The organism is Lentilactobacillus otakiensis DSM 19908 = JCM 15040 (assembly GCF_001434145.1).
Lineage (GTDB): Bacteria > Bacillota > Bacilli > Lactobacillales > Lactobacillaceae > Lentilactobacillus > Lentilactobacillus otakiensis.
This window is the reverse complement of the sequence record NZ_AZED01000021.1, coordinates 1-317: the sequence shown is the minus strand read 5'-3', so window position 1 is coordinate 317 and position 317 is coordinate 1. Positions and strand designations below refer to the sequence as shown.

The following is a 317-nucleotide window of genomic DNA, read 5'->3' as shown; positions in this document are numbered from 1 at the left end:
GTAGACCTTTGAAAACTGAACAAAATTTTCGACAAACGAATGTGTAGGGCGCTTCGATTTTTAATCGAAGCCAAACATTTGCGAAGTCAATTCGTAATAACAAATAATAAATTTAAATCATGAGCTATAACAGGCTTATCATTTTAAAACATTTTAAGATGAGAGTTTGATCCTGGCTCAGGACGAACGCTGGCGGCGTGCCTAATACATGCAAGTCGAACGCGTCTTGGCTATTGATTTTAGGTGCTTGCACTTGAATGATTTAGCATTGAGACGAGTGGCGAACTGGTGAGTAACACGTGGGTAACCTGCCCTTG

Annotated in this window: 1 rRNA gene; it reads left to right on the top strand. The window is 40.4% G+C overall.

Going from position 1 to position 317, the window contains the following annotated elements:
* Positions 1-154 precede the first annotated feature (154 nt).
* Positions 155-317: ribosomal RNA gene (locus FD05_RS11400) — 16S ribosomal RNA — on the top strand; the annotation flags it as partial.